This is a genomic window from Streptosporangium sp. NPDC002721 (assembly GCF_042888905.1).
In the GTDB taxonomy this organism is placed as follows: Bacteria; Actinomycetota; Actinomycetes; order Streptosporangiales; family Streptosporangiaceae; genus Streptosporangium.
The window spans coordinates 130491-150478 of the sequence record NZ_JBIAQI010000021.1 but is presented as its reverse complement, the minus strand read 5'-3'; the positions used below and the strand labels follow the sequence as shown (position 1 = coordinate 150478).

The 19988-nt window shown below is 73.0% G+C and carries 16 protein-coding genes; 9 read left to right on the top strand and 7 right to left on the bottom strand.

What is annotated here, in order from left to right; genetic code table 11:
* Nucleotides 1-670 precede the first annotated feature (670 nt).
* From ACFYWM_RS29125 to ACFYWM_RS29115, 3 genes are read left to right on the top strand one after another with little or no spacing between them, the layout of a single operon-like run.
* Nucleotides 671-1345: a response regulator gene (locus ACFYWM_RS29125; RefSeq protein ID WP_389919760.1), complete on the top strand. Its 675-nt coding sequence runs from the start codon at nt 671-673 to the stop codon at nt 1343-1345.
* 7 nt (nt 1346-1352) lie between these two features.
* Nucleotides 1353-2939, top strand: a complete 1587-nt coding sequence (locus ACFYWM_RS29120; protein WP_389919757.1) for an ATP-binding protein — start codon at nt 1353-1355, stop codon at nt 2937-2939.
* Complete coding sequence (locus ACFYWM_RS29115; RefSeq protein ID WP_389919754.1) at nt 2936-3433, top strand: GerMN domain-containing protein; 498 nt, start codon at nt 2936-2938, stop codon at nt 3431-3433. Before ACFYWM_RS29120 ends, ACFYWM_RS29115 begins: the two co-directional genes overlap by 4 nt.
* Before the next feature lie 146 nt (nt 3434-3579).
* On the opposite strand, the gene ACFYWM_RS29110 is transcribed toward ACFYWM_RS29115, so the two are convergent.
* The 4 genes from ACFYWM_RS29110 to vanY-N form a co-directional block, all read right to left on the bottom strand.
* Nucleotides 3580-4272 (bottom strand): aspartate/glutamate racemase family protein, encoded by a 693-nt coding sequence (locus ACFYWM_RS29110; protein WP_389919752.1) that lies wholly within the window; start codon nt 4270-4272, stop codon nt 3580-3582.
* 66 nt (nt 4273-4338) lie between these two features.
* Complete coding sequence (gene murF / locus ACFYWM_RS29105) at nt 4339-5715, bottom strand: UDP-N-acetylmuramoyl-tripeptide--D-alanyl-D-alanine ligase (protein ID WP_389919749.1); 1377 nt, start codon at nt 5713-5715, stop codon at nt 4339-4341.
* Nucleotides 5712-6668 (bottom strand): D-alanine--D-alanine ligase family protein, encoded by a 957-nt coding sequence (locus ACFYWM_RS29100; RefSeq protein ID WP_389919747.1) that lies wholly within the window; start codon nt 6666-6668, stop codon nt 5712-5714. The genes murF and ACFYWM_RS29100 overlap by 4 nt, the downstream gene beginning before the upstream one ends.
* A 182-nt stretch (nt 6669-6850) precedes the next feature.
* Complete coding sequence (gene vanY-N / locus ACFYWM_RS29095) at nt 6851-7417, bottom strand: D,D-peptidase/D,D-carboxypeptidase VanY-N (RefSeq protein ID WP_389919745.1); 567 nt, start codon at nt 7415-7417, stop codon at nt 6851-6853.
* Nucleotides 7418-7678: 261 nt separating this feature from the next.
* On the opposite strand from vanY-N, the gene ACFYWM_RS29090 reads away from it, so the two are divergent.
* Complete coding sequence (locus ACFYWM_RS29090) at nt 7679-8425, top strand: ArsR/SmtB family transcription factor (RefSeq protein ID WP_389919742.1); 747 nt, start codon at nt 7679-7681, stop codon at nt 8423-8425.
* On the opposite strand, the gene ACFYWM_RS29085 is transcribed toward ACFYWM_RS29090, so the two are convergent.
* Complete coding sequence (locus ACFYWM_RS29085; RefSeq protein ID WP_389919740.1) at nt 8400-10616, bottom strand: ATP-dependent RecD-like DNA helicase; 2217 nt, start codon at nt 10614-10616, stop codon at nt 8400-8402. The two genes, ACFYWM_RS29090 and ACFYWM_RS29085, sit on opposite strands and share 26 nt — an antisense overlap.
* 387 nt (nt 10617-11003) lie before the next feature.
* On the opposite strand from ACFYWM_RS29085, the gene ACFYWM_RS29080 reads away from it, so the two are divergent.
* From ACFYWM_RS29080 to ACFYWM_RS29060, 5 genes are all read left to right on the top strand, one after another.
* Nucleotides 11004-12995: a hypothetical protein gene (locus ACFYWM_RS29080; RefSeq protein WP_389919737.1), complete on the top strand. Its 1992-nt coding sequence runs from the start codon at nt 11004-11006 to the stop codon at nt 12993-12995.
* A gap of 460 nt (nt 12996-13455) precedes the next feature.
* Nucleotides 13456-14421 carry a DUF4394 domain-containing protein gene (locus ACFYWM_RS29075; RefSeq protein ID WP_389919734.1) on the top strand — a complete coding sequence of 322 codons (966 nt, stop codon included), beginning with the start codon at nt 13456-13458 and terminating at the stop codon, nt 14419-14421.
* A 380-nt stretch (nt 14422-14801) separates the two neighbouring features.
* Nucleotides 14802-16355, top strand: coding sequence for a hypothetical protein (locus ACFYWM_RS29070; RefSeq protein WP_389919732.1), 1554 nt, complete (start codon nt 14802-14804; stop codon nt 16353-16355).
* Between the two features lie 142 nt (nt 16356-16497).
* Entirely contained in the window at nt 16498-16914 is a 417-nt protein-coding gene (locus tag ACFYWM_RS29065) for a YciI family protein (protein ID WP_389919729.1), read from the top strand.
* A 20-nt stretch (nt 16915-16934) separates the two neighbouring features.
* A complete protein-coding gene (locus ACFYWM_RS29060; RefSeq protein ID WP_389919727.1) occupies nt 16935-17285 on the top strand; it encodes a hypothetical protein in 351 nt (116 codons plus the stop codon).
* 34 nt (nt 17286-17319) lie between these two features.
* On the opposite strand, the gene clpX is transcribed toward ACFYWM_RS29060, so the two are convergent.
* A complete protein-coding gene (gene clpX / locus ACFYWM_RS29055) occupies nt 17320-18606 on the bottom strand; it encodes an ATP-dependent Clp protease ATP-binding subunit ClpX (RefSeq protein WP_389919725.1) in 1287 nt (428 codons plus the stop codon).
* 46 nt (nt 18607-18652) lie between these two features.
* Complete coding sequence (locus ACFYWM_RS29050) at nt 18653-19951, bottom strand: cytochrome P450 (protein ID WP_389919722.1); 1299 nt, start codon at nt 19949-19951, stop codon at nt 18653-18655.
* Between the last annotated feature and the right edge of the window lie 37 nt (nt 19952-19988).

The window sequence follows — 19988 nt, the reverse complement described above, 5'->3', positions numbered from 1 at the left end:
GGAAAAGGCAAAACGACCAGGTGGGTGCCCCCTTGGGCGGGGTCTCGGCAAGAGCGCTGTCACCGGGTACGCGAGCTCGCGCCGCCGCAGGTCAGCGCCTGACGGTGGCCGTCGCGGCACCGAAGTGGCCGCCTCGGCGCCGATATCGGGGTGGAGCGGGATGATCGGCGCCGGGTTCGCCGTGGCGTACGGCGGCGCGGGGGTTCTCGCGGCGGATCCCGCCCGTCATGAGCCGCGTCGGCGCATTCCCGGGATGAGGGGCGACGCCGTGACACAGAGGGTGCGGATCGGGCCCGGCGTGCTTTTCCGGTAGAACGCGGGCACGGTCACGGCCGGAACGGGCGCGGCGGGTGAGCCGGAGCGGGCGACGGGCCGGGGCGGGGCGGGCGACGGGCGGCGGGCCGGGAGGGGCCGGGACGGGGTGCCGCCCGGACGGGAGCGGCGGGCCGCGGGTGCGCGTGGTGCCGACGAACTACGATTGGCGCCGAATGTGGACGCTTTGTCCGCCGCAGGTCACCGTCCGCCGACGGTGGTGATCATCGGCAAGGCCGTGACACGACCATGACATGGCGAAGACGGGACGGGCACACGGCCGGCCGACAGTGGGTGGGGCCGGCCGGCGGACGGGTCGCGGGCGAGTTACGGGGGGCGTGCTGTGAAACGCGGGGGCGTGTCGCGAGTGTTGCTGATCGAGGACGACCCGGCCGTACGGGAGGGCCTGGAGCTGGCCCTGACCCTGCACGGGTACCGGGTGCGCGCGGTGGAGTCCGGCGAGCAGGGACTGGAACGGTTGCGCACCGACCTTCCCGACGTCGTCGTGCTCGATCTGATGCTGCCCGGCATGGACGGGTTCGAGGTCTGCCGCCGCATCCGGGCCGCCGGACAGCTGCCGATCATCATGCTGACCGCGCGCGGCGACGACATGGACGTGGTGGCCGGGCTGGAGGCGGGCGCCGACGACTACGTGGTCAAGCCGGTGCAGCCCAGGGTGCTCGAGGCGCGCATCGGCGCCGTGCTCCGGCGGATCGGCCGCGACCAGGCGGAGCTGGAGCGGCACGGGGACCTGACCATCGACCGGGCCGGGATCGTGGTCGCCAGACGCGGCGTGCCGGTGGACCTCGCCCCGACCGAGCTGCGCCTGCTGCTGGAGCTCTCCGGCACGCCGGGCCGGGTGCACAGCCGCCAGCAACTGCTGGAGTCGGTGTGGGAGCACGGCTACTTCGGCGACTCGCGCCTGGTGGACGCGTGCGTGCAACGGTTGCGCGCGAAGATCGAGGACGACTCGGCGGCGCCGGTCTACGTGCAGACGGTGCGTGGGTTCGGGTACCGGTTCGGGCCGGTGTGAGCCGCCGGTGACACCTCGGCCGAGCCTGGGGCTGCGCGCCCGGCTGCTGTTCGCCTTCGCGCTGTTGTGCGTGGTCACCGCGGCGGCGGTGGCCGGCGGGCTCTACGTCCTGGCCCGCAACGACATCCTGAAGCGGACCCAGGACGCCGCGGTGCAGGCGATGACCGGCCGCCTGGAGGCGCTCTACCCGTTGCGGAGCGCGGCGCCGGACCAGGAGGAGCTCGGCGAGATCGCCGCGGCCGCGGCCGGCCAGAACGGCTTCGCGGTCGCCGTCTACCGCGACAGGCACTCCCCGCTCCCCCCGGGCCCGCCCCCGCCGCCAGGACACGGGGTGCCGGGCGGAGAGGCCCAGACCCTGGATCTCGGGGTGATCCCGTCGGAGTTGCGGCGGGTGGTGGCCGGTGGCGACGTCGCGTGGCAACGCGTGGTGTGGCGGAGCGGGCCCATCCTGATCATCGGCTCGCCACTGCTGGTCATCGAGCGGGACCGGACGACGCGGGTGTCGGGCATCGAGGTCTACAGCGCGCGCAGCCTGCTCCCCGAACAGGACAGCATCGACGCGCTCGCCGCACGCGCCTGGCTCACCGGCGGGGCGGCCCTGGCGTTCGCGGTCCTGCTGGCGCTGCTGGCCACCCGCGGCGTGCTGGGCCCGGTGCGCGAGCTCGGCCGGGCGGCACGCCTGCTGGGAGAGGGCGAGCTGCGGACCAGGATCGCGGTGCGCGGCTCCGACGAGCTGGCCGAGGTGGCGCGCACGTTCAACGACACCGCCGCCGAGCTGGAACGGCACGTCAGGCAGCTGCGCGAGATGGAGGCCGACGCCCGCCGGTTCGTGGCAGACGTGTCGCACGAGCTGCGCACCCCGCTGGCCGCGCTCGCCGCCGTCGCCGACGTCCTCGACGAGGAGGCGGACCGGCTGCCCGAGCCCGCCGACAGGGCCGCCAGGCTGGTCAGCCAGGAGACGCTCAACCTCACCGCCCTGGTGAACGACCTCATCGAGATCAGCAGGTTCGACTCCGGCGTCGCGGCCCTCGCGCCGAACGAGGTCGACATGGCCGAACTGGTACGCGCGACCCTGCGCGTCCGGGGCTGGTCGGAGCGGGTGGAGACCGAGGTTCCGGCCGGGGTGACGGCACGGCTGGACCCGCGCCGGGTGGACGTCATTCTCGCGAACCTGGTCGGCAACGCCCTGCGGCACGGCGAGCCACCGGTGTCGGTACGGCTTCGCGCCGACCCGGACCAGATCACTCTTGAGGTCCGCGACCACGGGCCGGGTCTGGAGGAGGCGGTGCTGCCGCACGTGTTCGACCGGTTCTACAAGGCCAGCGCGGCCAGGGCCAGGTCCGAGGGCAGCGGCCTGGGCCTGGCCATCGCGCGGGAGAACGCGCGCCTGCACCGGGGCGACCTCACCGTCGCCAACGCCCCGGACGGCGGCGCCGTCTTCACACTGCGCCTGCCACGCCGGGCCCCGGATCCGGGCGAAGGCGCTGTCTTCACATCGCGCCCACCGGATCGGATGCCCGATCCGGACGAAGGTGCCGTTTCCACACCGCGCCCGCCAGGCCGGGCGCCAGATCCGGACGGAGGCCCCGGATGAGGACCGGACCCGCCCGCCGTGCGCTCGCCGCGGGCCTCGTGTCGCTCGTCGCCGTCGCCGTGACCGGTTGCGGCGTGCAACCCAGCGACGTCATCGTCGCCGGAGCACCGCCGAGCGGACGCGTCGCACCGGCCACGACGCTCACCCTCTATCTGGTGAAGGACGGCCGGCTCGGCGCGGTGACACGGCCCCGGCCCGGTGGCCTTCCACTGTTCGAAACGGACACACTCGCGCTGCTGGCGGCCGGACCCACCGCCGGGGAACGGGCGCACGGGTTCAGCAGCGACGTCCCGTCCGGAGCCGGCCCGTTCTCGTTGACCGCCAAGCCGGCCGGTCGCCTGGTGGTGACCCTGTCCACCCCGCCCGGCGAGCTGTCCGCGCTCGCCCTCGGGCAGATCGTGTGCACGGCCGCCGCCACGGCGCCGGAGGGCCCTGTCCAGGTCACGGTCGTCGGTGCCGGGCAGAGCGTCGGCCCCCGGAGCTGCCCGGCGTGACGATCGCCCCGGGCGGATCACCGTACTCCCGGGGCGGTCAGGCGGTGGTCCCCGCACGCAGGCGTCGGACGGGTCCGCGCCACCCCGTGGCGCCGGGGACCGTACGGGGCGCCGAAGCGTCGTGAAGGAACGCGGCCGGGGGCGCCTCAGCCGGTCAGCGCGAAGCCGGCCGCCGCCTCCGCGTGCAGCCGGGCGCTCGGCAGCAGCGGGACGGCGGTGTCCTTCTCGGTGATCAGGAGCTCGATCTCCGTGCAGCCGAGGATGACGCCCTCGGCTCCGTCGGCCGCGAGGTCGGCGATGATCCGGGCGTAGGCCTCCCTGGAGGATTCCCGGAGCACCCCGCGCACCAGCTCGTCGAAGATCACGCGGTGGGCCAGTTCCCGCTGCTCGCGCCGCGGGACGACCACGTCGAAGCCGTGGGCGGCCAGCCGGTCCCGGTAGAAGGGCTGCTCCATGGTGAAGCGGGTGCCCAGCAGGCCGACCCTGCGCATCCCCCTGGCGCGGACCTCCGCGCCCACGGCGTCGGCGATGTGCAGCACGGGCACGCTCGCGGCCCGCGCCACGTCGTCGCTCACCCGGCTGAAGGTGTTGCTGCAGACGAGCAGGACCTCGGCGCCGAGATCCTCCAGCTTCCGGCCGGCGCCGGCCAGCAGCGCGCTGACCTCCTCCCAGCGGTCGGCGAAGATGAGGTCCTCGACGGTCGTGTAGTCGACCGACCAGATGAGGCTGTCGGCGGAATGGCTGCCGCCGAGCCGCTCGCGTACCCGCTGGTTGATGATCTGGTAGTAGATCACCGTCGACTCCCAGCTCAACCCGCCGATGAGGCCGATGGTGCGCATGGAACTCCGTTTCGATGTCTCGATGCCCGATGTCTCGGTGACGCGCCGATGGTCAGGCGCCGATGGTCAGGCGCCGGCCAGTGCCCGGGCGCAGGCGCCGAGCCCGATCTCGCTGGAGGCCTTGACGAACACCACGTCCCCCGGTTCGAGAAGCGCGGTGGCCAGCCCGAGGGCCCCGGCCACGTCCTCGGCGGTGTGGACGGCCACGCCCCGGTTCGCGGCCTTCGCCGCCTCCGCCATCGCGAGAGGGTCCCCCGCCCCGACCGCGATCAGCACGTCGAAGCGCAGGTCGGCGACGAGCCGGCCCATCTCCGCGTGCCGGGCGCGGGAGGCGTCCGCCTGCTGTCCCATCGCACCCAGCACGGCGACGGTACGGCGGGTGCCGGCCAGGGCCCTCACCGCCCGCAGCCCGGCCCGCATGGATTCGGGGCTGGCGTTGAAGGCGTCGTCGACGACGGTGACGCCGTCGGGCCGCTCGACGATCTCCAGCCGGCCCGCGGAGCGCCGCCGCGCCGCGCTCAGCCCGCCGGCGATCTCGGCGACGCCCAGGCCGAGCGCGGTGGCGACGGCGGCGGCCGCCAGGGCGTTGCCCACCTGGTGCTCGCCGATGAGGCCGAGCTCGACCGGGGCGCGGCCGCAGGGCGTCACCAGCTCGAACGCGGCCCGCGCGCCGGTCATCCGCACGCCCTCGGCGCGCACCCGCGCCCCCGCCGACCGGCCGTACGACAGGATCTGTGCCCCGGTGCGGCCGGCCATGCCCATGACGTACGGGTCGTCGGCGTTGAGCAGCGCGAACCCGTCCGCCGGAAGTGCCTCGACCAGCTCGCCCTTGGCCTCGGCCACGTCGGCCGGCCCGGCTCCCATCCGCTCCACGTGCGCGGTGCCGACGTTGAGCACCAGCCCGAGCCGGGGCGGTGCGATCCCGGTCAGGTACCTCAGGTCGCCCTTGCGGCCCGCCCCCATCTCCAGCACCAGGTACCGGGTGGCGGCGTCGGCGCGCAGCACGGTGAGCGGCAGCCCGAACTCGTTGTTGAACGACCTGTCGGTGGCGACCGTCGCGGCGTGCCGTTCGAGCACCTGGGCCAGCAGGTCCTTGGTCGTGGTCTTGCCCACCGAGCCGGTCAGGCCGATCACGGTCGGGCCGATGCGGCCGAGCAGGTGCCTGGCCAGCAGGCCGAGCGCGAGCCGGACGTCCTCGACCACGAGGGCGGGCACGCCGACGGGCCTGGAGGCCAGCACGGCGACGGCGCCGCCCCTGACGGCACCGGCCGCGTGGTCGTGGCCGTCGGCGCGGGCGCCGGCCGTCGCGGCGAACAGGCCGCCGGGCACCACCTCGCGGGAGTCGACCGCCGCGGGCGCCGTCACCGGCGTCCGCGCGTCGGGCACGTCGTGCAGGCTCGCGCCGACGACCCGGGCGATCTCCTCCAGCGTCATGGGGATCACGAGCCGCTCCTGGCGAACGCGAGGTCGATGAGGCGGCGCAGCAGGTCGGGGTAGGCGACACCGCTCGCGGCCCAGGCCCTGGCGTAGACGGAACGGGAGGTGAAGCCGGGCATGGTGTTGATCTCCAGTACGTACAGGCGTCCGGTGTCCTCCTGGTGGAGGAAGTCGACGCGGGACAGGCCGTAGCCGCCGATCGCCCGGAAGGCGCGCAGGGCCAGCTCGCGCACCTCCTCGGCCACCCGTTCCGGCAGCGCGGCGGGGATGGCGGCGATCTCGGCCGGGCTGAGGTACTTGGCCTCGTAGTCGAGCCAGTCGCCGGGCACGATGAGCTCGCCGGGCACCGAGGTCTCCGGGGTGTCGTAGTCGCCGAGCACGCCGCAGATGATCTCGCGCGCGGTCACACCCTGCTCGACGACGACCACCCGGTCGTGGGCCAGCGCCAGCTCCACGCCCGCGCGCAGCTCCGGCATGGAGGTGACGCGTGAGATGCCGATGGAGGAGCCCATGTTGGCCGGTTTGACGTACATCGGCCAGTCGAGCGGCTTCACCAGGCCCCAGGGGTCGGTGGTGGTGCGCCACTCGTGCTCGGTGAACCACACGTGCGGGGTGACCGGGATGTCCTCCGCCAGGAACGCGTGCCGCATCGCGACCTTGTCCATGGCCACGGCGGAGGCCGTGACACCGCAGCCCACGTACGGGATGCCCAGCGTCTCCAGGTGTCCCTGGACGACGCCGTCCTCGCCGAACGGCCCGTGCAGCACGGGGAAGACCACGTCGGCCAGATCGTGCCGCAGTTCCACCGGCCACCTGCCCCGCCGGTCGATGATGACGGGGACGGGCTCATACAGATCCCTCGGCAGGGCGTCGAGCACGGCCCGCGCCGACTGCAGCGACACCTCGTGCTCGGCGGACGGCCCACCCGCCAGCACGGCCACGCGTACGCGTTCGGTCACGATCGATCAGCCTTCCTCGGTGGTACGGAGACGGCCGGACCCGCCACCGGGGAAGCGGGTGCCGGTCAATCCCGTCCACTGTCGGGCGGCCGTGTCCCCGCCCCGTCAGCGCCGTGTCATGGTCGTGTCACGGACGCGCCGACTCGTGTCCCCTCGGCCCGGGGGCCCGACGCGGGGGCCGTTCACTCGCCCTGTTCGCCGACGGGGCCCGCACCGGGGTGGGGCCGTCGCCGTGGCGGCCTGCCGCCGCTGTCCGGCCGGTACTCGAAGTGCCACCACTCGTTGTCGTAGATGCGGTACAGGTCGTGGCGGGCGCCGTGTTCCTCCAGCCAGCGCGCGCCCTCGTGCGGGCGTACGTCCAGCGCGACGCCCCTGACATGGCTGGATTCCGCCGGCGGCAGCACGAGCATGCGCGCCAGCGCCGCCGAGCCCGAGCGGCGCACCTCCTCCTCGAACATCCGCTGCTGGACATGGGGTTCGCGGTATCCCGAAGTGAGGCCGATGAGCTGGCCGTGACGCCAGAGCGCCCGGGTGCGCGCCGCGGTGAACGCCGCCAGGGCGCCCTCGGTGAGCCCGGTGAGGTCCTCGGCGGGGAACCGCAGCCGCAACGCCCAGCGGCAGGCCAGCTCGCGGGCCCGGCCGGGATGCCGGACGAACGCCGCGGGCAGCAGGAACACGGCGAGCACCAGCGTGGCCGCGGCGTACAGCCGGTCACGGGGCCGGGGCGGGATCGTGCGTGGCTCGTTCATGACGAACCACGATCGGCGCCGGAGGTGAGCGCCTCGTCCGCCGCGTGTCACCGTTTCTCGACGACGGCCGCGAACAACGACGGCCGCGAACAACGCCGTCACGGGAGCACCGTCACGGGGAACGGCGGCCCGGGGAACGGCGGCCCGGGGAACGGCGGCCCGGGGAACGGCGGCCCGGGCATGGTCCGGGGAACGGCGGCCCGGGCATGGTCCGGGCATGGTTCGGTCGGCGCCGAACCGTTTCCGGCCGATGATGGGAGCATGACGTCGACCACCCAGGTCCCGCTGGCGGCGCTGGCCGCCCTGCTCGCCGACGGCACCCGCGCCACGTTCTGCCTCGCCCTGCTGGACGGGCGGGCCTGGAGCGCCGGGGAGCTGGCCCGGCACGCGGGGGTGGCGCCCTCGACCGCCAGCGAGCACCTGGGCCGGCTCGTCGCCGGCGGGCTGCTGGCCGAGGAGCGCCAGGGACGCCACCGGTACGTGCGCCTGGCCGGGCCGGGGGTGGCCCAGCTCGTCGAGGACCTGACCGCCCACGCCGCCCACGCCGGCCTCGGGTCCGCTCCCCCGCCCGCGACGCTGCGCGCCGCGAGCACGGCCCGAGCGCTGGCCGGGGCCCGGACCTGCTACGACCACCTGGCCGGGCGGCTCGGCGTGGCGATCACCGACGCGCTCACCGCCCGCGGCCTGCTGCTCCAGGACGCCGGGTTCGCGCTCGGCGACGAGGGATTGTCGTGGTTCGCCACCGAGCTGGGCGCCCGCCTGCCCGCCGCCGGGCGCCGCCCGCTGGCCCGGCCCTGCCTGGACTGGACCGAACGCCGCCACCACCTGGCCGGCAGCGCCGGGGCCGTGCTGTGCGCGACCGCGCTGGAGCGCGGCTGGGTCGATCGGATCGGCTCCGGGCGTGCCCTGAACGTCACCGGCGCCGGGTACGAGGCCCTGGCCCGCCTGCTGGGCCTCACCGGCCTTCGCCGGGAGGTGCCTCTCAGCGGCCGCGCAGGCGGTGGGTGAGGCTGGTGTGGCGGCGCCCGGCGCCCCGGGTGCGTACCGCCTGGGCCAGCGCGCGGCGCGAGCCGACGATGACGACGAGCTTCTTGGCCCGGGTGATCGCGGTGTAGAGCAGGTTGCGCTGCAGCATCATCCACGCGCTGGTGGACAGCGGGATGACCACCGCCGGGTACTCGCTGCCCTGGGAGCGGTGGATCGACACCGCGTAGGCGTGGGCCAGCTCGTCGAGCTCGTCGAAGGCGTACTCGACGTTCTCGTCCTCGTCGGTCAGCACGATCAGCTTCTGGTCGTCGGGTTTGATGTCGACGACCATGCCCACGGTGCCGTTGAACACCCCCGCCGCGCCCTTCTCGTAGTTGTTGCGCAGCTGGGTGACCTTGTCGCCGACCCGGAAGACCCGCCCGCCGTAGCGGCGCTCGGGCATGCCCTCCCTGGAGGGGGTCAGCGCCTCCTGCAGCGCGTTGTTGAGGTTGCCGGCCCCGGCCGGGCCCCGGTGCATGGGGGAGAGGACCTGCACGTCGCGGCGCGGGTTGAGGCCGAACTTGCGCGGGATGCGGTTGGCGACCACGTCCACGGTGAGCGCCGCGATCTCCTCGGGCTCCTCGCAGGGGAACAGGAAGAAGTCGGTCATGCCCTCCAGCGCCGGGGGCAGGCCGGTGTTGACCCGGTGGGCGTTGACGACCACCCCCGACTCCTGGGCCTGGCGGAAGATGTGGGTCAGCCGCACCCGGGGGATCTCCTCCTCGGCGGCCAGCAGGTCGCGCAGCACCTCGCCCGCGCCGACCGAGGGCAGCTGGTCGACGTCGCCGACGAAGAGCAGGTGCGTGCCCGGGGCGACGGCCTTGACCAGCTTGTTGGCCAGCAGCAGGTCCAGCATCGAGGCCTCGTCGACCACCACCAGGTCGGCGTCCAGCGGGTTGTCGCGGTCGAAGGTGGCGTCCCCGCCGGGACGCAGCTGCAGCAGCCGGTGCACGGTGGTGGCCTCGTGGCCGGTCAGCTCCGCCAGGCGCTTGGCCGCTCTTCCGGTGGGCGCGGCCAGGATCACCTTGGCCTTCTTGGCGCGGGCCAGGGTGACGATGGAGCGCACGGTGAAGCTCTTGCCGCAGCCGGGGCCGCCGGTCAGCACCGCGACCTTCTCCGTCAGCGCCAGCCGTACCGAGTGGGCCTGCTCCTCGGCGAGCTCGGCGCCGGTCCTGGTGCGCAGCCACTTCAGCGCCGCGTCCCAGTCGACGGAGGCGAAGGCGCCCAGCCGGTCGTGCTCGCAGGCCAGCAGGGAGCGCAACGCCCCGGCCAGGGACAGCTCGGCGCGGTGGAAGGGCACCAGGTAGACGGCCGGTACGCTGCCGTCGCCGACCGGGACGTCCTCACGGACCACGCCCTCCTCGGCGACCAGCTCCTCCAGGCAGCGCGCGGTCAGCTCGGCGGGAACCTCCAGGATCTTCACCGCGTCGCCGATCAGGTTGGGCGCCGGGAGGTAGCAGTGGCCGTCGTCGGCGGCCTGGGACAGGGTGTAGCGCAGGCCCGCCTTGACGCGCTCGGGGCTGTCGTGCGGGATGCCCACGGCCTGGGCGATGGTGTCGGCGGTCTTGAAGCCGATGCCCCACACGTCGTCGGCCAGCCGGTAGGGCTCGCTTCTGACGACCGTGATGGACTTGTCGCCGTACTGCTTGAAGATGCGGACCGCGATCGAGGTGGACACCCCCACCCCCTGCAGGAAGATCATCACCTCTTTGATGATCTTCTGTTCCTCCCAGGCGACGCCGATCATCTTGGTCCGCTTGGGGCCGAGCCCGGGGACCTCGACCAGCCGCTCGGGGGTGGTCTCGATGACCTCCAGGGTCTCGACGCCGAAGTGGTCGACGATCCGCTCGGCCATCTTCGGCCCGATGCCCTTGATCAGCCCGGAGCCCAGGTAGCGGCGGATGCCCTGGACCGTGGCGGGCAGCACGGTGTCGTAGGACCACACCTCGAACTGCTTGCCGTACTTGGGATGGGAGGCCCAGCGCCCGGTCAGCTTCAGCGACTCGCCGGGCTGGGCCCCCAGCAGCGGCCCGACCACGGTCAGCAGGTCGGCCCCGGAGCGGTCGGTGGCCACCCGGGCGATGGTGTAGCCGGTCTCCTCGTTGGCGTACGTGATGCGTTCGAGGACGCAGGAGATGGCGACACCTGTGACCCCGCGTTGCTCCGGCTGCACGCCACCTCCTCCGCGCTGAACCCGCTCGCGCAAGTGTATGGCCACCGGCCGGAAGGGCGCCCGGATGATCGTCTTCCGGTCCCCCGTCCGGTGGCGCGTCGTCGTCGATCACGTCGCCGTCGTCGGCGATGTCATCATCCGTGATCGATCGATCACACATGATCCGTCGCGGTGCCCACGTCCCGGATCGCACGGCCAGGAGAAGTCGGTGATCTGGCCGATGAACGCCCGTCGTACGTCGCGCCTTCACCCGCGTGCCGATCTCCTCATTTCCGCGAATCGCGCACTTTGCGATCCAGGGGATGGGCCGGGCATGAAGGTTGCCAAGACAGGTGATGACCTTGAAGGCTCTCCTTGCCGACACGTGCGACTTTCCAGGAGTGCCCTGTGATCATCGAGGATCTGTCCGAGCCGGAACTCGCCCTCTGGGAGGCGTTTCCCGCAGCGCGTCCGGTGGATCTTCCTGGCGCCCCCGTCCGGGCCGCGATCATCGCAAGGATGTTGCTCGGCGCCAGGGAAAGCCTCGCAGGGCAGACGCCCGGCATGCACCTGTCCGGCGCCCGGATCGTGGGCCGATTGGACCTGTCGTACGCCGAGGTGCGGCACCCTCTGATCTTGACCAGGTGCGAGTTCGAGGAAGCGCCGGTCCTCACCGGAGCCCGCACCGGCCTGGTGGACCTCGCGGCCTCCCGGGCACCCGGACTGCGGGCCGTAGACGCTGTGATCGGCGGGGCGTTGCGCTTGGAGGGCTGCGAGATGGCCGGCCCGATCCAGCTCGCCGGGGCCCACGTGTCCGGGACACTGAATCTCAGTGGCGCGGCGATCCACGCACTTCAGGCCGCCCATGCCGTCCATGCCGACGGCCTGATCGTCGACCGTGATCTTCTGTGCGCGAACGCCGTCATCGACGGAGAGTTACGCGTTGTCGGCGCCAGGATCGGCGGGACGATGACCCTCGACGGCACACGGGTCGGGCGGTCAGGCGGCTTCAGCCTCACCGCCGAGGGGGCCGTCATCGACGGCGGGTTGTCGTGCGCCCGCGGTTTCCGCTCCTGGGGGGAGCTGAGCGTGCAGGACGCCCGGATAGGGCGCCGGTGCGTCCTCAGCGGAGCCCGGCTGTCCAACCCGGACGGCGTCGCCCTGAACGCGGAGAGACTCGGCGTCGAGGGCGGGCTGCGCGTCGATGACGGCTTCTCGGCCGAAGGTGAGGTCCTTCTGCGCGGAGCCCGTGTGGCCGGTTCGCTCCGTTTCGCACAGGCGAGCCTCGCCAATCCGGGAAGACGCGCGCTGAACGCGCCACTGATGGAGATCGGCAGCGGACTGCGGCTCACACCAGGTTTTGCGGCGAACGGGGAGGTCTTCCTGGACTCCACCCAGGTCCGCGGATCGGTCAACCTCGACGGCGGGACATTGTCCAACCCGGGTGCGACGGCGCTCTCCCTGCGCCGACTGGGGGTCACGGGCAGACTCAGCTGCAGCGAAGGCTTCCGTGCCGATGGGGAGATCGTGCTCGTCAACGCCCGGATCGAGGGCGCTTTGGAGTTTCACGGTGCCGTCCTCAGTAATCCCGGCGGGCGGGTTCTGTCCCTGTGGGAGGTGATCGCGGGCGGGGGCATCGACTGCTGCGAAGGCTTCGCGGCCACGGGAGACGTCTCGATCAGGAACTCCCGGATCGCCGCCACGCTGTGCCTCGCGGAGACCACCATCGACGGTGACCTTCACCTTCGTGGTGTGGACGCGGCTTCGCTGAAGATCGGGCCCCAGACGGAACTGCTGCGGGCCGTCGACCTTCGCCACAGCCGGGTCGGCGTGCTCGATGACACTCCCGGCCGGTGGCCCGCTCACGTCCTGATGAACGGCTTCACCTATGACAGCCTTGAGGCTCCCCTGCCTGTCCGGGAGCGACTCGACTGGCTGGCCAGGGAGGCCTACCAGCCTCAGCCCTATGAGCAGTTGGCCGCCGTCTACCGCCGGCAGGGTCACGATGAGGCTGCTCGCGACGTGCTGCTGGCCAAACAGCGCCGCCGCCGCTCGGGGCAGCGGCTCGGGGCGCGGCTATGGGGGTATGCGCAGGACTGGACCGTCGGGTACGGCTACCGGCCCTTCCGTGCCGCGCTCTGGCTCGCAGCCCTTCTCCTTGTCGGCACGGTCGTTTTCGCCGCCCACCAGCCACCGGCCTTCAAGCCGGGCGAGGCTCCCTCCTTCAACGCCTTCCTCTACACCCTGGATCTGCTCCTCCCGATCATCAGTTTCGGCCAGGAGAGCTTCTTCGGCCCGCGCGGCGCACAACAGTGGCTCGCCGCGGCGATGATCGCTGCAGGGTGGATCCTCGCGACGACCATCCTGGCAGGCCTCACTCGCGCGCTCTCGCGCCAATGACGCGACCGGAAGCGGCCACCTCGATGCCCTCTCGGCAACCACCGACAGGGTGATCACCCAGGAGCCGGGGCCACGGTCAGCGCAGCACCCCCGTCTCTGCCGTCACCCGGAGTTGCTCTGCCCCGGGTGATGCGGCCCCGAGCGGGAGGCCGCATGAGCAGGTACGTCATGGCCCTCGACCATGGCGAACAGCCGTCGTCACCGAATCATCGTCAAGATCGACTCTCTGGCGCCGGCATCCGGTCCGATCCTCTCCGGAAGCCCGCCGGCGGCCGGCGGGGTTTCGCGGGTTTCGCCCGCATGTAGGCGGCGCGGATCCCGGCTGTCCCCGGACACGCGGGCGGCACACCTCCTTTTCACGGGCCTCGCGACCACTTTTTGTGATGGGGTGCTTACGGCTTGTAGCGACCTTGTCGCCGAAGTACGGGTGCAGGGGCACCCGACCACGAAGGAGAGGTACATGCGAAGGACACTCATCGCCACCGTGATGGCACTGAGCACGGTGGCGGCCGGTGCGACGGGCGGCGCGGCCGACAGCGCGGCGGACAGCACGGCGGGCGGCGCGACAGGCGGCACCGTGAACAGCGCGGCGAGCAACACGGCGCGTGGCACCGTGAGCGGCTCCGCGCCCGCGGCGGCCGTGCCCGGCTTCGACGTCATCGGGCTGACCGACAACCAGCGCCTGGTGGGTTTCGAGATCCGCTCCCCCGGCCGCGTCCGCGACCTCGGCAGGGTCAACGGGCTCGTCGGTGACACCGCGCTCGTCGGCATCGACTACCGCGTGCAGAACGGCAGGCTGTACGGCGTCGGGAACCAGGGCGGCGTCTACACGCTCAGCGGTCCGGCCACCGCGGCCAAGGTCTCGCAGCTCACCGTGCCGCTGAGCGGCACCGCCTTCGGCGTCGACTTCAACCCCGCCGCCAACCGGCTGCGCGTGATCAGCGCCAACGGCCAGAACCTGCGCCACAACCTCGACGACCCGGTGGGCACCCCCGCCGTGGGCCAGACCGTGGCCGACGCCGCGCTGGTCACCCCGTCCCCGTCGCCGGGCGTCCCGGGAACGGTCGTGACCGGCGTGCTGGGCGCCGGATACACCAACAACGACCTCAGCCCCGCCACCGGCACGACGCTCTTCGACGTGGACACCACCGCCGACCGGGTGCTCCTGCAGTCGCCCGCCAACGCGGGCGTGGTGGTGCCGACCGGCAACCTGCGGGTGGACGCCACCGGCGCGGCGGGCTTCGACGTCTACAGCTCGCTGCGCAACGGCGTCACCGTCTCCAACAGCGCCTTCGCCTCGCTGAGGGTCGCCGGACGCTACCGGTTCTACGGCGTCAACCTGCTCACCGGCGGCGTCAACTACAACTACGGCGCCTTCCCCGCCAACCGGCAGGTGATCGACATCGCCCTCCGGCTCGACCGCTGAGCCGGGCCCGTCATTGAGCCGGGTCCGGCAGAGGCGGGCCAGGCACTGAGGCGGGCCCGGCGGCGCGGCCTCTCACGGCCGTCCCCGCCCGCCCGGCCTCGGCGGCCACGCGCGGATCGCACCGCCGGTCCGTGACGCGAGCCCTCCCCGACGACCGACGACCGACGACCGATGACCGACGACCGACGACCGCGGCCGAACGGGCCGCGGTCCCCCCACGTCGCACGGCGTCACCGCACCGGTCCGCCCCACGCGCCGCCACGGTGACGCCGTACGCGAGCGTCCGGGGTCTTCCCAGCGCCCGAACGGGGCGATATGACAGGAAGGCGCCGGATGCCGGGGGCGGCACGGCCACCGGACGGCGCGACGGGGAGGCCACCGTGACCGTACAAGTGATCATCGAGGCAGTCGGGCGGGCGGAGCTGGCGGCCGAGCGGGTACGGGAGGTGGCCGCGGCCCACCCCGATGTGCTCGCCCACCTGGAGGGCGCCGACGCAGGGCGGCTGATCGTGGGGCCCGCGGTGGCCCTGGGCCACGACCCGGACGCGGGCGCCCCCTTCCGGGCGGGGGTGTTCGACCCGGTCTCCAACCGGGGGGTCGAGCTGCGCGGGACCCTGGACCGGCCCGAGGAGGCGCAGGTGCTGCCCAGCGCCCACCGGCCCAACCCGCGCCACGAGGAGCTGCGGGCCGCGGCGGAGATCCTGCGCTCCGACGGGCGCTTCCCGGCCGGGGAGGACGTGCTGGTCTACCAGCCCATGCCGCCGCTGGCCGACCTGGACAACCCCGACGGCACCACCACCCGCCGCCCCACCCTGGGCGTCTACGACCCCTCGGGCGCCACCCGGCACCGCATCGTCGCGGTGGACGTGGCCGGGGGCGTCGTCGACTGGTCGCCCGCCGGGGTCGGGGTCGCGATGCACCACCCGGGCGACTGCGAGTCGCACCTGCCCGTCCCCGTGGAGAAGCTGCGCGACCGGGGCGGCCCCGACCAGGTGCGGCTGCGCGTGGTCGAGGGCACCACCGAGCTGTGGAACATGATCGTGGTGCGGCCGCGCGCCTCGACGCCGGCCGACCCCGGTGACGGCTCGGGGGTCGAGCTGAGGGAGGTGCGCCACCGGGGCAGGCTCGTGTTGCGCCAGGCGCACGTGCCGATCCTCAACGTCCAGTACGAGGAGGACGGCGTCACCTACCGCGACTGGCAGTACGAGGAGACCCGCTTCTCGGCGACCGGCACCGATCCGGTGGGCTGGGGGTGGCGGATCTGCGCCGAGCCGCCCCGGACCATCCTGGAGCGGCCCGACAACGACGCGGGCAACTTCCAGGGCGTGGCCTTCCACCACGACGGCACCGAGCTGCGGATCGTGAGCGAGCTGGCGGCCGGCTGGTACCGCTACGCCTCGGAGTGGCGCCTGACCGACGACGGCACGATCAAGCCGCGCTTCGGCTTCGCCGGGGTGCGCAACCCGCGCACCTGCATGCGCCACCGCCACCACGTCTACTGGCGCTTCGACTTCGACGTGGAGGGGTCGGCCAACGACGTGATCGAGCAGTTCGACGACACCGGCTCCACCGTTCCCCAAGGGGTGCCGATCGTGCGCGAGGTCGCCCGCAAACGTCGCCCCCCCGCCCTGTTCTGGCAGGTCACCGACAGGACCAGCGGCCGGGGGTGGCGGATCCACCCCGGTGGGCACGACAACACCACCGACCCCTACGGCGTCGCCGACCTGTGGTTCCTGCGCCACCACCCGGCCGAGCTGTACGACGGCAACACCGGCCCCGACAACCGGGCGATGCTGAACCGCTTCGTCAACGGCGAGAGCGTCAGCGCCACCAACGTCGTCGTCTGGTACGCCGGGCACTTCCGGCACGACCAGAACGACCCCGAGCCCCACCAGGGGCACGTCGTGGGTCCCGACCTGGTCCCCGTCACCTGAGCGCCGGCGGGCGCGGGCGTCGAATAACCTGGGACGCCGGCGATCCACGATTCCGGTCGCGGCCGGATGTCCGGTCGGGGTTCGCGGCTCCGACGTCTCCGGTGCCGGGCGCCACGGCGGCGCAGGCGGAGAGGAAGACACCATGAAGTACATGATCTTGATGTACGGCTCGCAGCGCGACTACGACGCCATGGCGGGCAAGGACGGTGACCGCCCGGCCCTGTCCCCGGAGGACTTCGCGCCGATGCACGCGTTCATGGAGGCGTTCGCCAGGGACCTGGAGGAGTCCGGCGAGTTCGTCGAGACGCGCGGGCTGGCCGCCCCGGTCCACACCCGCAGGGTGGGGTCGAAGGACGGCGTCCCGGTCGTGACCGACGGCCCGTACGCCGAGACCCAGGAGGTCCTGGCCGGTTACTGGATCGTGGAGTGCGAGAGCTTCGACCGGGCGACCGAGATCGCCGCCCGGCTGGGAGAGTGCCCCGCCCCCGGCGACATCGCCGCGAACTCCTACGCCGACGTGCGGCCGGTCGAGGAGTTCCAGGGCGAGCTGGCGATCTGATCGCCCCCGAGCCCGGCACCGTGTCCGGCATCGAGTTCGAGGACCTGCTGCGCGACCTGGCGCCGCAGGTCCTCGGCGCGGTGGTACGGCGCTACGGGCATTTCGACGCCGCCGACGACGCGACGCAGGAGGCGCTCCTCGCCGCCGCCACGCGGTGGCCAAAGGACGGCCTGCTCGAACCGCTCGCGGCCGACGAGCGGATCGCCGGGGACCACCGGCTGCACGCCGTCCGCGCGCACCTGCTGGAGATGGCCGGCGATCACGTGGCGGCGCGCGACTCCTACCGGGAGGCGGCCCGGCGCGCCACCGGCCTGCCGCAGCAGCGCTACCTGCACGTCAGGGCGGCACGCCTCACCGACGCCCGCCACTGAGCAAAGCCGCCGCCGAGGAGGCCCGGGAAGCCCCTCAGGCCGACCTGTCGCGGCGCTCGGGGCCGTGGCCGGGGTGGCGGCGCGGCACCAGGGTCGGGTTGACGTTGCCGAGCACGGTGTCGCGGTCGATCACGACGCGGGCCACGTCCTCGCGGCCGGGCACCTCGTACATCACGTTGAGCAGGATCTCCTCAAGGATCGCGCGGGTCGCGCGGGCGCCGGTGCGCCGCAGCAGCGCCTGGTCGGCGATCGCGCCGACGGCCTCCTCGGTGAACTCCAGCTCCACGCCGTCCATCTCCAGGAGCCTGCGGTACTGCTTGATCAGGGCGTTGCGCGGTTCGGTGAGGATCCGCACCAGCGCCGCGTGGTCCAGCGGCTGGAAGGTCGCCAGCACCGGGAGCCGGCCGACCAGCTCGGGGATGAGCCCGAACCTCAGCAGGTCCTCGGGCATGACCTCGGCGAGGACGTCCCGTTCCCGCGCGGCGCCGAGCGGGGCGCCGAACCCGGCGCCGCCCCGGCCGGTCCTGGCCTCGATGATCTGTTCCAGGCCGGAGAACGCGCCCCCGGCGATGAACAGCACGTTCGTGGTGTCGATCTGGATGAACTCCTGCTGCGGATGCTTGCGGCCACCCTGCGGCGACACGCTCGCGACGGTGCCCTCCAGGATCTTCAGCAGGGCCTGCTGCACGCCCTCGCCGGAGACGTCGCGGGTGATCGACGGGTTCTCGCCCTTGCGGGCGATCTTGTCGACCTCGTCGATGTAGACGATGCCGCTCTCGGCCTTCCTGACGTCGTGGTCGGCGGCCTGGATCAGCTTGAGCAGGATGTTCTCGACGTCCTCGCCCACGTAGCCCGCCTCCGTCAGGGCGGTGGCGTCGGCGATCGCGAACGGGACGTCGAGCATCCGGGCGAGCGTCTGGACCAGATGGGTCTTGCCGGAGCCGGTCGGGCCGACCAGCAGGATGTTGGACTTGCCCAGCTCGACCGGCTCCCCTCCCGAGACCTGCCGCGCGTCCGCGCGCACGCGCTTGTAGTGGTTGTAGACCGCCACCGCGAGCGACCTCTTGGCGCCCTCCTGCCCGACGACGTACCGCCCGAGGAAGTCGTGGATCTCCCGCGGCTTCGGCGGCCCGCCGCGCCCGCTCCCCGAGGGGGGCGAGGTCTCCCCGAACTCCTCCTCGATGAGCTCGTTGCAGAGCTCGACGCACTCGTCGCAGATGTAGACGCCGCCGGGACCGGCGATGAGCCTCATGACCTGCTTCTGGCTCTTGCCGCAGAACGTGCATCTCAGCAGGTCGCCGCGCTCACCGGTGCGTGCCATGGGGAAAACGTCTCCTCGACGGTCGTACGGAACGGCAAGAGGGGGTTCAGAGGGTCACGAGCAGCGACGCCAGGCGCCAGGTGCCCGGGTCGGGCGCGCGTCCCGCGTTCTCCGGGGCCAGGGCCAGGCCGGGGAAGCGGCGCAGCAGCGCCGTGAGCGCGACCTCGGTCTGCACGCGCGCCAGCGAGGCCCCCAGGCAGAAGTGCGGCCCGTGGGCGAACCCGAGGTGCCCCGCCGACCCGGTGGACCGGCCCAGGTCGAGCAGGTCGGGGTCGGCGAACGCGCGCGGGTCGCGGTTGGCGGCGGCGATCGCGGCGGTGACGGGCTCGCCCTTGCGCACCGGCGTGCCGTGCAGCTCGACGTCCTCGCGCGCGTACCGGGGGATCGACAGCAGCGTCGGGCCGCACCAGCGCGTCAGCTCCTCGACGGCGCGCGGCATGAGCCCGGCGTCCCGGCGCAGTTCGGCGAGGTGGCCGGGGTGGGTGAGCAGGACCTCCACGGCGTTGGCGATGAGGTTCGTGGGCGTCTGCCCCGCCAGGACCAGGTGCCAGACCATGGTGACCAGCTCGGTGTCGCCGAGCCGGTCCCCGTCGTCGGCCTGGGCGCGGATGAGGTCCGACAGCAGGTCGTCGCCGGGCTCGGCGCGCCGGCGCGCGACCGCGGCCCTGGCGCCCTCCATGATGCCCGGGATGGCCTCGGCGAACCTCTGGCCGCCGCCTCCCACGACGGTGGCGCCGTACTCGCGCCAGCGCGGGCGGTCGGCGCCGGGGATGCCGACCAGCTCGCAGATGACGTCCATCGGCAGCGGCCGGGCGAAGTGTCCCAGCAGGTCCACCACGCCGTTCTCGGCCAGGCCGGGCAGGTCGTCGAGCAGGGCGTCGACGACGGGCTCGATCCGCGGCCGGAACTCGGCGGCGCGGCGCGCGCTGAACGCCGGTGACACCAGCCTGCGCAGCCGCAGGTGCTCGGGCCCGTCCATCTCGCTCATGGTCCGCATGTAGGGCAGGCAGTCCTCGGGCACGTCGGGCCGCATGAAGCTGGAGGCGTTGATCTCGAAGCGCGGGTCGCTCAGCATCGCCCTGACGTCCTCGTGCCGGGTGAGGGCCAGCATCGGCCCGAAGCCCGGGGCCACCAGCCGCGCCAGCGGCGAGACCTCCCTGGCGCGCCCGTACGCGGCGAAGGGGTCGCGCAGCACCTCGGCGTCGGTGAGGCGGATCTCGGGAATCTCGGTGGCCTCAGGGGTTCCGGGGGCATCGGGGATCTCGGGCGTTCCCGAGGCTTCAAGGACCCCGGGGTCCCCGGGGTCCTCGGGGTCACTGCTCACGTCCTGGTCGGCGGCGGCCATGGGCTTCTCTCCCGAATTTCAGATGATGTAAACAGAT

Coding starts and splice junctions, on each gene's coding strand:
- ACFYWM_RS29115 (WP_389919754.1), top strand. CDS start 2,936: ATGAGGACCGGACCCGCCCGCCGTGCGCTCGCCGCGGGCCTCGTGTCG.
- clpX (WP_389919725.1), bottom strand. CDS start 18,606: ATGGCACGCACCGGTGAGCGCGGCGACCTGCTGAGATGCACGTTCTGC.
- ACFYWM_RS29065 (WP_389919729.1), top strand. CDS start 16,498: ATGAAGTACATGATCTTGATGTACGGCTCGCAGCGCGACTACGACGCC.
- ACFYWM_RS29090 (WP_389919742.1), top strand. CDS start 7,679: ATGACGTCGACCACCCAGGTCCCGCTGGCGGCGCTGGCCGCCCTGCTC.
- vanY-N (WP_389919745.1), bottom strand. CDS start 7,417: ATGAACGAGCCACGCACGATCCCGCCCCGGCCCCGTGACCGGCTGTAC.
- ACFYWM_RS29075 (WP_389919734.1), top strand. CDS start 13,456: ATGCGAAGGACACTCATCGCCACCGTGATGGCACTGAGCACGGTGGCG.
- ACFYWM_RS29050 (WP_389919722.1), bottom strand. CDS start 19,951: ATGGCCGCCGCCGACCAGGACGTGAGCAGTGACCCCGAGGACCCCGGG.
- ACFYWM_RS29110 (WP_389919752.1), bottom strand. CDS start 4,272: ATGCGCACCATCGGCCTCATCGGCGGGTTGAGCTGGGAGTCGACGGTG.